Source organism: Chitinophaga caseinilytica (assembly GCF_038396765.1).
Taxonomy (GTDB): domain Bacteria; phylum Bacteroidota; class Bacteroidia; order Chitinophagales; family Chitinophagaceae; genus Chitinophaga; species Chitinophaga caseinilytica.
In genome coordinates this window covers 4,420,727-4,434,074 of record NZ_CP150096.1, presented here as the reverse complement: position 1 = coordinate 4,434,074, position 13,348 = coordinate 4,420,727, and the positions used below count along the sequence as shown (strand labels likewise).

The window sequence follows — 13,348 nt, the reverse complement described above, 5'->3', positions numbered from 1 at the left end:
ACATTATGTAAGTGGTTACGTTTTAGATGGGTATCATTTCATGCTGTATGAAAATAGCCCCGATCGCCGTGCTGCTTGCCGGCGCCACGTTGTTCATGTCGTGGACCTGCTCCAAACCCGCATTCAAACGAACGTCGCGGCCGGCACGGGTGCTGCGCTTCGAATGTCCGGATACGGTTGCCATGAATGTTTCCTTTGATATAACGGTTGCGGCGAGGGTCGCGAATTGCGAGCGGCTCACGATCGCCGCCAACGCCGGCCGCTATGCGCCGGATACGACCTGGTTCAGGGTTTTGGCGGAACGGGAGAACCGGGGCCGGTCGTGCGATACTTCGCTGCCGGAGGTTATCGGTACCATGAAATGGCGGTATAAGTCGCCGGGAAAGCAGTTCCTCATCCTGGAGGCGGAAAACGGGCAACTAATGGATTCTGTATATGTCAAATAAAAATTGCATATTTAGGTAGAATTAATCCTGATGAAGAAAACCTTCCTGCCAGGGCTCGTCGCGGCCTTATTGATGTTCGTTTGGGGATGTGACAAGGAAACCGAAACCGAGCGGGTCGTCCGCCAGCTGGTCGTAACCCGCATGGAAGGGCCAGACACGATCCGCCGCGGCGAAGCGGTGAGCCTGCAGGTGACGGTGCTCGCCGGCGCCTGTGAAGACATCGCCCTGCTGCACTCCATTACTTACGGCGACACGCTGGTCATTTCCAGTTTGGCGGGTCGGAATGCCGAAACGCCCGATTGCAGCCAATCGGCAACTCCCCGCAGCCATATGCTTTCCCTGGCCATCGGTGCTCCCGGGCCCAAGTACTTCCGCTTCTACGACGGGTCGGCGGCGGGTTTGATCGATTCGTTATATGTGAAATAGTGCCTGCCGGTAGCGGGCAGACAGCTTTATTTCTAATCCAACATGATTACTTCTTCCCGATCCTTCCCAGGTGCGTATCCTGGAAGCCGGTAGCCAGTTTCAGGCCGTAACCGAACACACGGTCGAGCGAGGAATGGGCGAATAAAACGATCCCTGCAAACGCCAGGGGCTCGAAAGCGAACCAGGTGCCGGCAAAGTAAGCCAGCAGGGCAACACCCTTATGATGGAAGAAATTGTACACCCAGGCGCCGGTGCGCGGGCCGCCCAGGTACCCGAGCATACTCAGGTCGGGCAATAAAAGGCAACCGAAAAACCACCACCACGATAACGTGCACTGTTGTTCGAACATCAGCATGGCGAGCAGGAACATCGCCACTTCCTCCAGTTTTATCAATTTGGACATACTTGTCTGAAATATGCCGCAAAGTTGCGCTTTCTTTCGGAATCCTCACCAAATATTTCCGCATAAAAAAAGGCCTCCCGGAACGCCGGGAGGCCTGGTATCGTTGAGACCGGCAGGATCAATACAGCATGCGGGTCTTGATCGTATGGTTTACATCCTTGAGGAGGGAAAACGCTTCCTGGGAAAGCTTGGAATCCACGTCCAGCACCACGTAACCGATCTGGTCGTTGGTTTTGAGGTACTGGCCCACGATGTTGATGTTTTTGGACGACAGCGCGCTGTTGATTTCCGACAGTACGCCCGGCACGTTTTTGTGGATGTGCAGGATGCGATGGGTGTTCTCGATGGCGGGAACGCTCAGTGCCGGCACGGTATGCGAACCGAAGCTGGCGCCTTTTTCGAGGTAATTCAGCATTTTGGAGGACACGTCCAGCCCGATGTTGTGCTGCGCTTCCTCGGTGCTGCCGCCGATGTGCGGGGTGAGGATCACGTTGGCCAGGCCCTGGAGCGGCGTTGTGAAGGCGGCGCCGTTCTTTTCCGGCTCTACCGGGAACACGTCTACCGCTGCGCCGGACAGCTGCCCTTTTTCGAGCGCATCGCGGAGGTCTTCGAGCACCACTACTTCGCCGCGTGCGTAGTTGAGGAAGATCGCGCCTTTTTTGACGTGCTTGAGGGTTTCTTTATTGATCATATCTGCCGTGCTGCGGTTAGACGGTACGTGCAGGGAAATGATGTCTGACTGTGAGAACAGGTCTTTGATGGTGCGGATCTGTGTGGCGTTGCCCAGGGGCAGTTTGGTTTCCACGTCGTAATAGAGGACGTTCATGCCCAGTGCTTCCGCGAGCACGCTCACCTGGCTGCCGATGTTGCCGTAGCCGACGATACCGATGGTTTTGCCGCGGAGCTCATAGCTGCCGGTGGCTTCTTTCATCCAGATGCCTTTGTGGGCGGCGGCGTTTTTGTCGGGGATGCGGCGGATGAGCAGGATCGACAGGCCGATCACCAGTTCCGCTACGGAGCGGGTGTTGGAATACGGAGCGTTGAAAACGGCCACACCATGCTCGGTGGCGCTTTTCAGGTCTACCTGGTTGGTGCCGATACAGAAGCAGCCGATGCCCTGGAGCTTCTTGGCGGCCTCGAGCACTTTGGCGGTGACCTGGGTCTTGGAGCGGATGCCCAGCAGATGAACGTCTTTCACTTCGCGGATCAGGTCTTCCTCGCTGAGGGCTCCCGTGACTTTCCGGGTATTCACATACCCCGCCTCCTTGAACTCTGCCACCGCGGCGTCACTGATGTTTTCCAGCAAAAGGATATTGATCTTCTCTTTTGGGTAACTCGTTAATTTCTTTTGGCTCATGGTGTTGGATATATATCTGCTGATTACAATGCGATGACATTTCCGGTGATGGATTTGTCATCAAAAAGTGGCACAAACTTAGCCTAGTTTGAGTAGAAATCAAATAAAGGCCCTCCGGAATTCGACATTACGCAAAAAAAGCCCCCCTCAATTCGTATTTTTTAAATTATTTTCGCGGATTATGCCTGTTCGGGCATGAAAATTGTTAAGAAATCGATATCAATCAACATATACCAGCAGCATTGAAATGAACGGGTCGAAGGCAATTGTGTTATTAGCCATATCTGGCTTATTTATATATTCCGGTTGCAGCAGCAGCTCCGCCAGCCGGAAAGATGAAAAGAAGGCTCCGGCCAAAACGTCTGAATACACCCTCGGGCTCTCCGAAGAAGCGGTACAAGCCATTCTCGCCGATCCCCGCAACAAGCGGATCAGCCGGGAAGTGGAAGACCTGATCAGACATCGCCTGCCAGCCTCCTCTTTCAGCGGCGCCGTGCTCGTCGCCAAAAAAGGCGTAGTGCTCTACGAACACTACCAGGGCCTCGAAAGCCACGCCACCAAAATCCCGGTATCCGACTCCTCCTCCTTCCAACTCGCGTCCGTCTCCAAAACCTTCACCGGTATGGCCGTACTGTCGCTCGTGGAAAGAGGGAAATTGTCGCTCGAAGACCCCGTCACCAAATGGTGGCCGGATTTTCCGTACCTCGGCGTCACCGTCCGCACCCTGCTCAACCACCGGAGCGGGCTTCCCAATTATCTTTACTTCTGCGACAGCCTGAATAAAGACAAAACGCATTTCCTTACCAACGAGGAAGTCATCAACCTCATGATCGTCCACAAACCGGCGTCGCAATACCAGCCCGACCGGCATTTCAGCTATTGCAACACCAATTATCTCATCCTGTCTGCCATCATCGAAAAAGTGAGTGGCCAGAAATATGCGGATTACCTCCAGCAGACGTTCTTCGGCCCCCTCGAAATGACGCACACTTTCGTGGCAAACCCTACCCTCGCGCCGCGGACCGGCCAAACCGTTTCCCACCTTTCCAACTGGCGTCCGGAAGCGGATAATAGTTTCGACGGCGTTACGGGCGACAAAGGCATCTACTCCACCGTCCGTGATATGCTGAAGTGGGACCAGGCCATCTATTCCGGGAAGCTTTTCAAGCCTGAAACGCTCGCGGAAGCCTACAAGCCGTATTCCAACGAAAAGCCCGGCGTGCGCAACTACGGCCTCGGCTGGCGCCTCATGACGTATCCCGACAGTGCCCGCAAGATCGTGTACCACAACGGATGGTGGCATGGCAACAATACCGTGTTCTACCGTTTTGTGCAGGACAGCACTACCCTCGTGATCCTCGGCAACCGTTATAACCGCGGCATTTACCAGGCCGTTCGCCCGCTGCGGCAGGTGCTGGGCCATGGCGACGGTGAAGAAGCCGGCGAAGAGTAAGCCTCCAGTAATTCAAAATAGAAACGCCCCCAAGGTTCTCACCTGGGGGCGTTTTCGTGTCTGGCATGGAAATACCCTACTTAGGCATTTGTTGGTTATCGAAAAACGGATGTAAGATCAGTTGTTGAGCACCAGCTCCACCACCGGGATTTCCTGGTTGGGCTTGCGTTCCGGGAGCGCGAGCACCACATCGTCGTTATCGGATTTGTCGAAACGGACTTCCGAATTATCGTGCAGGAACTGGGCGTACTTCACTTTGCCTTTATACGCGGGCAGCACGAGGGTTTTGCCGTATTCCATGATGTGGACGTACATCCGCTTCGTTTTCGGATTGTACGTGAGCATGGTGCCTGCAGGCGTTTTGAAGCCTTCCGGTGCGAAGGTGCAGTTATAGATGGCCTTGTTGTTGCTGCGCATCCATTTGCCCATGTTGGCAAGGGCGTCCTGCGCGCGCTCGTCGAATTCGCCGCGGGCGGTGGGGCCTACGTTCAGTAACAGGTTGCCGCCGTTAGACACGGAGCCGATCAGCAGGCGCAGGAGCTCGCGGGTACTTTTCCAGGTGTTCTCGTCGCGGTGGTAACCCCAGGAGCCGGAAAAGGTCTGGCAGGTTTCCCAGGCTTTGCCGTGGTACTTGGCCAGTTCTTCCACGCTTACCTGCTCGGGTGTTTCGAAATCCTGTCCGTCGGAATACATTCCAAGATCGAGGCGGTTATCGACGATGATGCCGGGTTGCAGCTTGCGGATGAGCTTCAGGAGCTCCACGCTTCCCCAGTCGTCTTTCCCTTTGCCGTGCTTGCCGGGATAGGAAAAGTCGAGCCACAGCACGTCGATCTTTCCGTATTGCGTCAGCAGTTCGGTGATCTGGTCGCGCATGTACTGGCGGTACGTGGCCATGTCGCGGTTTTTGTTCAGCACGGCGTACACGGAATCGGAACCATCGCGCGGGCGGTGCGGATGCATACCGTCGATGGTGAATTGCGGATGGTGCCAGTCGATCAGCGAATAATAAAACCCGACTTTCAGGCCTTCTGCCCGGTATGCATCCACGAACTGGCGAACGAGGTCGCGGCGCGCGGGCGTGTTGGTGACTTTATAATCGGTGAACCTGGAATCGAACATGCAGAAGCCTTCGTGGTGCTTGGTGGTGAGCACGGCGTACTTCATCCCCGCTGCCTTTGCCTGTTTCGCCCAAAGCTTCGGGTCGAACAGGTCTGGGTTGAACAGTTCGAAATACTTACGGTAATCGCCGTCCTGGATCCATTCGTAATGGCGCACCCATTCATGCCTGGCGGGCATGGCGTACAGCCCCCAGTGGATGAACATCCCGAAGCGGTCGTTCGTCCACCATTCCATGCGTTTCTCTTTCTGTGCCGGCGTTTCCCTGCCGATCTGCTGTTGCTGCGCCTGTGCGCCTCCCGCCAGTAGCAGGAGGCACAGGGCCGCGTTTCTGAATTGCTGAAACATTGTTCCCGGATTGATTATTTGGTCTGGTATAATTTGATCTGTTCGACACGGAGCGTCTGCTCCGCGGGATTGATATAAGTGCCCACGAACCCGAGGCTGACGGTGGCGGGCTGGTTGAGCGTAAAGGTCAGGACGTGGTGTTTGTCGCTGTTATCGCTCAGTTTTTTGGACGTGATGGCCGTGTTGATCTGTTCCACGTTCGGCAATCCGCCGCTACCGGCCGCAACGGTGAAATACGTGGCTTCCAGGGTGCCGTCGATGTTCTGCTGGAAGGCTTCGAGCCGGAAGGTCCCTTTCGGCAATTGTACCGCCTGCCAGATCTTTCCGTTGATGATCGGCCCGTTCCCCCAGATCCAGAGCGTCAGGTAACGTTTGGCCGCCCCATCGATCTCATCGGCATTCCCGTTCTTCGTCGCTTCGTCGTTCGATTGCCAGTCTGCCAGCACGGAGAACCGGCTACTGCCTGCATCGTTGCGGAGGAATGGCTTACCGGGATTTTTAATGTAATCGGCGGTAACATCGAGCTCGCCGATGGTACGCTTGTCGAAAACGGTGAGGAAGGTATCGATGGCCAGGGAATCGGGCAGATAACGGGTGCGATAACTGAACTCGGAGTTGGGCGCCACTTTCGGCAGTACGGTCACCATTTCCTTGGTCCAGCTGCGGACGATAGTGTCGCGCACGGTACCGTTCTGATGCGTGTATCGGATCTGGATGGAATGGATCCCGTCGAGCGTGTCTACATCGTTCCAGTGGATGATCACTTTGTCGGACAGCGCTTCCATTTCAGCGAACGCGCGGTTCAGCAGGGCGGTTTCGTACATGTTGCCGTAAGATACGCCGGAGGCGCGGCTGGTGACAGACGGGTTGCCGGCTTTGTCGTAATTCACGACTTCGAATTCGTAGGTGCGCTCGTCGAGCTTGTCTACCACAAACCGGATGGTGTCGATCCCTTTCGTGCGGTTGACGGGCACGGTGGCGGAGTCTCTCCGGTTGTTCCAGTATAATTTGCTGAAAGCGATTTTCGGGTCGGCGATGAGCAGCCACGATACCTGGACGCGGTTCCGGCCTGCGTGGACGCGCATCGAATCGGCTTTCCCGGTGTAGAGGATCTCCCCTCCTTCCAGGTATTTCTTGTAATCGTCCTGTTTCCGGCAGGCGGTGAAAACGGCCGCTGCGAGCAGTATGATGATGATTGGATTTCGCATGTTGTTCGGTTTTACGGATTACTTGTCATTTCCCCAGAAGCGCATTTCCTGGATGTTGGCGGCGTATCCGCCATCTGTCCAGGTACGGAGGATTTTCACGCGGATGTATCGCACTTTGGGCATGGTGAGCGGCACGTTCATTTGTTCGCCGGCGGCGCCTTTGTCCCTGTCTTCCTGCGAAAGCTGGCCAACAGGCAGGCCGGAGGGTTTGATGAGCGTGTGTTCCAGGAGCCGCGTCCAGCCGTTCCAGCTGCCGTCTGCCGGCGGCGTGGTGGCCATGCCCCAGATCTCGATCTGGCGGACGTTGTTTTGCATGTACAACCATTCGTTGGGCCGCTGCCACAGGCCGATACGGCTCAGTTGCGCCACTACGCCGAGGTCGAACGTGATCCACATCGGCATGCCGTCGAGCTTGTCGGCGCTATGCCACATGGTGCCGGCCCAGAGGTTGGGGATGGGATAGAATTGCCATCCGTCTGGGATGTCTCCCGGGAGGATGACTTCACGGAACTTGCTGCGGTCGAGCTGCTTTTCGTACATCGGCACCCAGTCGCCCGTGAGCGTGTCGCTGTAATTGCCGTATTGGTCGCGGACGAAGAAGCGGAATTCGCGTTTGGTGTCTTCGAATCCGCGGAGCGAGTAATTCGTGCCGACAGATTTCGTGTAAAAGGTGTTGAATTCCTTCATCTTTCCGGTGGAATCCTTTGTCATGGCCACGATGGCGATTTCGGCGCGGGTATCGTTGGTGAAGGTGAGGTTCACGCCGCCGAAGTCTTCACGGACCTTGAACGTTCTCCTGATCATGAGTACCGGCGGGAGTTTGGGCTCCACTTCCACGTTTACCGGCGCCGATTCCACGGAGCTGCGGGTTACGACGGTGAGTTTGATCTGGTGTTTGAGCGTGTCGCCGAAACCGTCTACCAACAGGAAGTTGTTGTAGTAGCTGCTTTTCACTTCGCGTGTTTTGCCCGGGCGCATTTCGTAGGTCGCCTTTACGTAGAGCACGTCGTTGTCATCGGGCAGGCTGTAGGTGATTTTAGCCGAACCGTTGAGGTTTTCGACCTGCACGTTGCTGATGGTGGCCGGGCTGCCACCTTTGGGGTTCACGGGCTCGTGGGTTTCTTTTCCGCAGGCTGCGGCCAGGAAGGCCGCTGTCAGCAGGATATATGTCATTTTCATGATCATGCGGTTTGAAGGTTTTACCATCCCGGGTTCTGCACCAGGTTTTCGTTCATGAGGAGGTCATTTTCATAGATCGGCCAGAGGTAATCGCGCATCTGGAAAGCCTGGCGCCAGATGAGGCGCGGGCGGTAATAGAATTCCGCTTTCTCCTGGAGCATGTCCCATCCCATGACGGGTTTGTTCAGTTCTTCGGTAGCGGTTTTCCAGCGGCGGAGGTCCCAGAACCGGGCGCCTTCGAACGCGAGCTCGATGAGCCTTTCCTGGTGGATGATGGCGCGGAGGCCTTCTTTGGTCGTGTATTTTGTGGGATTGCGGGACCAGTTGGTCCAGGCGTCCTGAACGGTCGGCAGCTTCGCGCGGGCGCGAACGCGGTTGACGTATTCGAGCGCCTCGGCAACGGGGCCTTTCGATTCATTGAGCGCTTCGGCATACATGAGGTAGAGGTCAGACAACCGCATTTCCGGCCAGGCGTACTGTTCGATATGCACGCTCTGCTCGGCCTGGATCTCGTTTTTCCAGTGGATGAGCTTCTTGGCGTAATAACCGGTTACGTTGTAGTCATAGATGTTCTTCCGGCTTTGCCATTGACCGAGTTTATTCTCGATATGGAAGGTTTTGTTTTTCATATACCAAACCCCGCCGTCGAAGCCCAGGGAAGCATAGAACCGCAATTCGCGGTTGTAGTGCAGGCTGGCGGTGGTATATCCTTCCTGGATCAGTTCCTTTTCGGCCGCGGTGGCTTTGCGCAGCTTGTACCGGCCCGCGTAGTCCCAGTTTTTGTCTTCATTGATGGGCACGCCGTGATCGGTATAGAATTGCTCCGCGATTTTGAGGGTCGGCGCATAGGAGCCCAGCACCTGTTCGTTGGCCAGCCTGTCGGGATCGAGGCGCGGCATGCAGATGCGCTGGATGTTCCAGGAAGAGGAGTTCGAATTGCCCCAGATGATTTCGGGGTTCCAGTCTTCGCACACTGCGTTGCGGATGCTCATCTGGGAGGTCATCGTATCGGAAAGCGTGGTGCCGATATCGCTGAAAGTATAGAGTTTGTGTTTGTTCCTGTGCGCATTTTCGATGGCGATCTTGCAGGCCTCGGCGGCACGCTCCCATTTGGTGGCGTCGTACGTGGTGGAGAAGAGCTGTTCGTTTTCCTTTCCGGGCAGCACGTGGTCGGGATTGCCGTTGAAAAGCGGACTGGCGGCCGTCAACAGCACACGGGCACGGAGGGCCAGTGCGGCGGGCTGCGTGATGCGCCCCAGTTCCGACGACCGGTCCGCGATTTCCGGGGGCAGGTTTTGCGCCGCTTCCAGCATCTGGTTGGAGATGTAGCTGATAACGGAATCCACCGGCGTGCGGCGCACTTTATATTCCTCGTGCGTGGCGGATGTGGGCAGGTTTTTGTCTACCAGCGCAATGGGGCCGTACTGGCGGAACAACAGCCAGTGATAGTATGCTTTCAGGAACTTCACTTCCGCGATCCAGCGCATGCGCTCGTAATCGGGCATGTCTACCACTTTCCCGATGTTTTCCAGGAAAATGTTGCAGTCGCGCAGGGCGCGGTAATTGGTGCCCCAGCCGCTAAGGTATACCGCCGAGGGCGACATGTACCCCATCGCCAGCTGGAAAGCCCGGTCGTCTATCGCATACGGCCTGATCATCCAGAATTCGTCGCCGCCGGAGATGCCGGGGTTGGAGCTGGGATCGCTGCTGCGGGGCAGGTAGCTGTAGCAGGTGAAGAGATATTTCATGGCCTCCTGCCGGATGGTAAAGGCATTGTCGATCGTAGGCACGTTGTCGGGCACTACGTCCAGGAAATTTTTGCAACCGGAGGCAGACAGCATGAGCAGGCAACCGGCGATATATATGAGTTTCTTCATGACATTTCAGTTTTTGTCCACGTTAGAATCCGAGGCTGATGCCGGCATTTACGACGCGCTGAACCGGGTAACCCAGTCCGTTGCCGCCCATTTCCACATCCCACAGTTTGAATTTGCTGATGGCGAACAGGTTCATGGCGTTGGCGTAGATACGGGTGTTGGTCATCTTCAGGCGCTTCTGCATCCGGTCGGGCAGCGTAAAGCCGAGCTCCACGGATTTCAGCCGCAGGAAATCGCCGCTGCGCATCCACCAGGTAGAAGACTGGTAGTTATTCTGCACGAAGTAATTGCTGAGGCGGGGCCAGAAAGCGTAAAGATTGCGGTTGCTTTCGCTCCAGTGGTCTTCCGCGATCACTTTCAGCAAACCGTGCTGGCCGCCGCCGTTCTGTACGAAAGGCGTAGTGATGTAGGAATCGATCCAGAAAGATGAGCGTGCCGATCCCTGGAAGAAGAAGCTGAAGTCGAACGTTTTCCAGCCCATGGAAGAACCGAAACCGTAAGTGATCTCCGGCGTCTGCGGGAGGCCGATGGGCACTGCGTCTGCGGAGTTGATGACGCCGTCGCGGTTTACGTCGCGGTACTTGATATCACCGCCATACACCCGCTGCCCGAAATTCTGCTGGGGAGAGTTCAGCACTTCCTGATCGTCTACGAACAATCTTTCCGCGATATAGCCCCAACGCTGGCTGAGCGGCTGGCCCACCTGCGAGCGGTACGCTTCGTTATCCTTATACTTGGGCTCTTCGTTCACCAGCAGTTTGCTCTGCGCGAAAGTGAACGTACCGCGCACCTGGAGCCAGGCGTTGCGTTTGAATTTGAAATTGTAATCGAGCGAAAGGTCGATCCCCTTCCCTTCCGCCTCACCCACGTTGGCGCTTATGGGAGCATTGAGGCCGAGCGTAGAGGGCAGCGTATTCCGCTGCATGAGGATGTTGGAACGGTGCTCACGGAAGATATCTGCCTGCAGGTTCAGGGCGTTGAACAAGCCCAGCTCGATCCCGATATTGGCTTTCTGCGATTTCTCCCAGCTGATGAATTTGTTTTCGTACCGCCGAACGGAAACGCCGGGTTTGAATACCCCGTACCGCTCGCCGAAAGTGGCGCCGCGGCTGCCGTCGTTCATGTTTACGTCAGACAGGTAGAAGAACCGGTCCAGCTCGCCACCGATCTGGTCGTTGCCCACGAGGCCATAGGTACCGCGGATCTTCAGTTTGTCTACCAGGTGCACATACGGTTCGAAGAACTTTTCCTGGTATACGTTCCAGGCTGCGCCTACCGATGGGAAGAACCCGTACCGGTGGCTCGCCGCGAAACGTTCGGAGCCATTGTACCCGAAGTTGGCCTCCAGCATGTAACGGTCGTCGTAGTCGTACGTGAAACGCCCGCTCACGCCCTGGTTCCGGTATGGCAGCGAGGTTTGCAGCGTGCGCCCGTTGCCCGTGAGGTACCCGCGGAAAATGGTGATCAGCATCCCGGAAAAGGTGTGCTTGTTGATGTTCCTGTTGTAATTCACGGCTGCTTCCAGGTAGGATGTTGTGCCGGTGACTTTATCGCTTGGGGAATAGCTCAGGTACTCGGTGCCATTGGTGTTGAGGGGCTGCAGCCGCGGGGCGTCGCCGTCGATGCCGGGCTGCAGTTTGTAGTAGAACGGTGTATAGCCGCGCTGCACCTGGAAGGAGGCGTATCGCTCGGTATAGGCCATGACGCGTGCCTGCAGGCCGGGCGTTACGAACTTGAGGTCTTGGCGGATTTCCAGCTGGGCGAGCAGGTTGGAGGTGTTGGATTCCTGGTAACCGGAAACGGAAAGGGCATAGGGATTAAAGAACAGGTTGCCACCGTCGCCGGGCGTGCTGCCGTAGCCGCGCATCACGGCGCTGCCGAAGAGCGGGTGGTTGAGCTGGGGCGCGTATTCTTTGGGGTACACGGCCGGGAAATCAACCGGGTTGGCCCAAACCGCCTGCGAGAACCGCGTGGCGCCGCCGCCGATGGGGCCGTTATAGTCGTCGAACTGCCCGTAGGTACGAACGATGCCGACCGTGGTGGGCGTCAGGTTGATATTGATGTTGGAACGGATGGAATAGTTGCGCAGTTTGATGTTGCTGTTGAAATTGTTCAGCTTGTCTACCTTCAGTACACCGTTATCGATGTTGTAGGTACCGGCGATGTAATACTGTGCTACCTTTCCGCCCCCGTTCATGGAGAAGTTGAGGCGTTGGTTGTTGGTAGACGGTTTGATGAGCTGCTTGATCCAGTTATTGTTCGGGTACAGCAGCGGATCGTCTCCCGCCGCCGTGCGCTCGATCTTTTCCTGGGTATACGGCAGATCGCCCAGGGGGTCGCGGGTGAGCACGGCTTCGTTCGCCAGTTTCATATAAGTGATATTGTCGGCGAATTTGAAGTTGCGGGTGTTGGTCGACAAAGAGTTTTCCAAACGCACGAGGAACCGGGTTTTCCCTTCCGCGCCGCTTTTGGTGCTCACGAGCACTACGCCGTTGGCCCCGCGGGCGCCGTAAAGGCTGGAAGCCGTAGCGTCTTTGAGGATGGAGAATCCGGAGATATCGTCGGGCTGGAGGCGCGCCAGGTCGGTGGTGGTCGATTCCATGCCGTCGATGAGGATGAGCGGGTCTACTTTACCGGTACCGAAGGTGGTGATGCCGCGGATGAAGAAGCTGGCATTATCCTGCCCGGGCTCCCCGCTCCGCTGGTACGAGATCACGCCGCTCAACCGGCCTGCGAGCATGGTGGTGAGGTTGCTGGTAGGGCCTTTCAGCTCTTTGGGGTTGATAGAGGTCACCGCGCTCACCATGCTGCTTTTCTTCTGCGTTCCGTAAGCCACTACCACTACTTCGCCCACGTCCGAAACTTTCTGTTTGAGCGTGATCTTCAGGAGCTTTTCTTCGCGCACCACTTCGGTAAACGGCTGCATCCCGATCATGGTAAAGATCAGGGAGTCGCCTTTCTCCGCATCGATGGTGAAAGTGCCGAGCGCGTCTGTCAACGCATTGGCTTTGTTTTGCCTGTTGTGGACGGTGACGCCGGGGAGCACCTGTCCGCTTTCGTCAGACACCATGCCGCGGAGCTTCATGAACCGGGCGGTTCTGGCGGCGGTGGGTGTCGCGGCCGTTTTTTTCTTCAGCACCACCGTCTTATCGACGATCGCGAAGGAAAAGGGCTGTCCGTCGAACACCGCGCTCAGGGCTTTTTCCAGCGGTGCGGCAGATACGTCTGCCGTCACGTTGCGGGCGTCTCCCAGCATGTCGAGGTCATAAACGAAGAGGAAGCCGGTTTGCTGGCGGATTTGTTTCATCACATCTTCCAGCGATGAATTCTTAACGTGGATCGTTACCTGTTGTGCGTATGCCCTGGCCTGGAACTGGAGGGAAAGGGCAAAGCACAGCCACAGCAACGTCTTCTGAACGAAGCGTAGTCGTTGCATAAAGGATTAATTTTGGTTGCTCGGAATGAGGAGGCAACAGGAACCCTGCCCGGTGTCCGGGTGGCGGTTTTCCAGTATCTCCGTCGGTTACTTTTGTTG

Annotated in this window: 10 protein-coding genes; 3 read left to right on the top strand and 7 right to left on the bottom strand. The window is 56.4% G+C overall.

Features of this window, described 5'->3' with window-relative positions:
• Positions 1 to 47 precede the first annotated feature (47 nt).
• Together WJU22_RS18175 and WJU22_RS18170 are read left to right on the top strand one after the other, a co-directional pair.
• Positions 48 to 446: a hypothetical protein gene (locus tag WJU22_RS18175; protein ID WP_341839592.1), complete on the top strand. Its 399-nt coding sequence runs from the start codon at positions 48 to 50 to the stop codon at positions 444 to 446.
• A 30-nt stretch (positions 447 to 476) separates the two neighbouring features.
• Positions 477 to 872, top strand: a complete 396-nt coding sequence (locus WJU22_RS18170) for a hypothetical protein (RefSeq protein WP_341839591.1) — start codon at positions 477 to 479, stop codon at positions 870 to 872.
• Positions 873 to 918: 46 nt separating this feature from the next.
• On the opposite strand, the gene WJU22_RS18165 is transcribed toward WJU22_RS18170, so the two are convergent.
• Both WJU22_RS18165 and serA read right to left on the bottom strand, forming a co-directional pair.
• Positions 919 to 1,275: a DUF4260 domain-containing protein gene (locus WJU22_RS18165; protein WP_341839590.1), complete on the bottom strand. Its 357-nt coding sequence runs from the start codon at positions 1,273 to 1,275 to the stop codon at positions 919 to 921.
• Between the two features lie 118 nt (positions 1,276 to 1,393).
• A complete protein-coding gene (serA, locus tag WJU22_RS18160) occupies positions 1,394 to 2,632 on the bottom strand; it encodes a phosphoglycerate dehydrogenase (protein WP_341839589.1) in 1,239 nt (412 codons plus the stop codon).
• A 268-nt stretch (positions 2,633 to 2,900) separates the two neighbouring features.
• Between serA and WJU22_RS18155 the strand changes: the two genes are divergently transcribed.
• A complete protein-coding gene (locus tag WJU22_RS18155) occupies positions 2,901 to 4,085 on the top strand; it encodes a serine hydrolase domain-containing protein (protein ID WP_341839588.1) in 1,185 nt (394 codons plus the stop codon).
• A 117-nt stretch (positions 4,086 to 4,202) separates the two neighbouring features.
• Here WJU22_RS18155 and WJU22_RS18150 read toward each other — a convergent pair whose 3' ends face one another.
• The 5 genes from WJU22_RS18150 to WJU22_RS18130 are packed head-to-tail and all read right to left on the bottom strand — an operon-like array spanning position 4,203 to position 13,249.
• Positions 4,203 to 5,549: an alpha-L-fucosidase gene (locus tag WJU22_RS18150; protein ID WP_341839587.1), complete on the bottom strand. Its 1,347-nt coding sequence runs from the start codon at positions 5,547 to 5,549 to the stop codon at positions 4,203 to 4,205.
• 14 nt (positions 5,550 to 5,563) lie between these two features.
• Positions 5,564 to 6,757, bottom strand: a complete 1,194-nt coding sequence (locus WJU22_RS18145) for a DUF4998 domain-containing protein (RefSeq protein ID WP_341839586.1) — start codon at positions 6,755 to 6,757, stop codon at positions 5,564 to 5,566.
• An 18-nt stretch (positions 6,758 to 6,775) separates the two neighbouring features.
• Positions 6,776 to 7,936 (bottom strand): DUF5000 domain-containing lipoprotein, encoded by a 1,161-nt coding sequence (locus WJU22_RS18140; RefSeq protein WP_341839585.1) that lies wholly within the window; start codon positions 7,934 to 7,936, stop codon positions 6,776 to 6,778.
• A gap of 20 nt (positions 7,937 to 7,956) precedes the next feature.
• Entirely contained in the window at positions 7,957 to 9,813 is a 1,857-nt protein-coding gene (locus tag WJU22_RS18135) for a RagB/SusD family nutrient uptake outer membrane protein (protein WP_341839584.1), read from the bottom strand.
• A gap of 22 nt (positions 9,814 to 9,835) precedes the next feature.
• A complete protein-coding gene (locus tag WJU22_RS18130; protein WP_341839583.1) occupies positions 9,836 to 13,249 on the bottom strand; it encodes a TonB-dependent receptor in 3,414 nt (1,137 codons plus the stop codon).
• Positions 13,250 to 13,348: the final 99 nt, after the last annotated feature.

Bases quoted from the DNA above. Each gene is read 5' to 3' on its own strand.
- WJU22_RS18170 (WP_341839591.1), top strand. From the start codon at position 477: ATGAAGAAAACCTTCCTGCCAGGGCTCGTCGCGGCCTTATTGATGTTC.
- WJU22_RS18150 (WP_341839587.1), bottom strand. From the start codon at position 5,549: ATGTTTCAGCAATTCAGAAACGCGGCCCTGTGCCTCCTGCTACTGGCG.
- WJU22_RS18140 (WP_341839585.1), bottom strand. From the start codon at position 7,936: ATGAAAATGACATATATCCTGCTGACAGCGGCCTTCCTGGCCGCAGCC.
- serA (WP_341839589.1), bottom strand. From the start codon at position 2,632: ATGAGCCAAAAGAAATTAACGAGTTACCCAAAAGAGAAGATCAATATC.
- WJU22_RS18175 (WP_341839592.1), top strand. From the start codon at position 48: ATGAAAATAGCCCCGATCGCCGTGCTGCTTGCCGGCGCCACGTTGTTC.
- WJU22_RS18165 (WP_341839590.1), bottom strand. From the start codon at position 1,275: ATGTCCAAATTGATAAAACTGGAGGAAGTGGCGATGTTCCTGCTCGCC.
- WJU22_RS18145 (WP_341839586.1), bottom strand. From the start codon at position 6,757: ATGCGAAATCCAATCATCATCATACTGCTCGCAGCGGCCGTTTTCACC.
- WJU22_RS18135 (WP_341839584.1), bottom strand. From the start codon at position 9,813: ATGAAGAAACTCATATATATCGCCGGTTGCCTGCTCATGCTGTCTGCC.
- WJU22_RS18130 (WP_341839583.1), bottom strand. From the start codon at position 13,249: ATGCAACGACTACGCTTCGTTCAGAAGACGTTGCTGTGGCTGTGCTTT.